This is a genomic window from Acetobacter fallax (assembly GCF_011516735.1).
GTDB classification, from domain to species: domain Bacteria; phylum Pseudomonadota; class Alphaproteobacteria; order Acetobacterales; family Acetobacteraceae; genus Acetobacter; species Acetobacter fallax.
Genome location: NZ_WOSX01000158.1, coordinates 1 through 560, shown reverse-complemented (window position 1 = coordinate 560; position 560 = coordinate 1). Strand labels below are relative to the sequence as shown.

The 560-nt window shown below is 59.1% G+C and carries 1 protein-coding gene; it reads left to right on the top strand.

Annotation, left to right across the window (positions count from 1 at the left end; all coding sequences use genetic code 11):
- Positions 1-88: 88 nt before the first annotated feature.
- A partial coding sequence (locus tag GOB85_RS18965) for an IS110 family RNA-guided transposase (protein ID WP_124326588.1) occupies positions 89-560 on the top strand: 472 nt, incomplete at its 3' end.

Below are 560 nucleotides of genomic sequence, written 5' to 3'. Positions count from 1 at the left end.
GAGATGGGGTGGTTGCCGTCCTCCCCGCACGGCATCGCAATGTGCCAGAATGGTCGTTGGAAGAAACGACTGCGCGAAAGGACGGCAGATGAAGGATACAGTGATAGGCGTTGATCTGGCAAAGAACATTTTCCAGGTTCATGGAGCTTCGCGTGCGGGCGAGGTGATGTTTCGCAAAAAGCTGCGTCGTCAGCAGTTTATGCAGTTCATGGCCACGCAGCCGCCTGCTCTGGTCGTTCTTGAAGCGTGCGGGAGCGCGCATTACTGGGCTCGCGAACTGGCAGGAGCTGGTCACGAGGTCAGACTGATCGCTCCGCAGTATGTGAAGCCTTTCGTGAAGCGCCAGAAGAACGATGCTGCCGACGCGGAAGCGATCGTCATTGCGGCCCGTCAGCCGGAAATGCGCTTTGTCGAACCACGCACTGAAGCGCAGCAGGCGCGTGGCGTTCTTTTCCGGGCCCGGCAGCGTCTGGTGCACCAGCGCACGGAACTGGTGAATGCCCTGCGTGCCGTTCTGTATGAATTCGGTCTCGTCGTGCCACAGGGGATTGCGCATATCA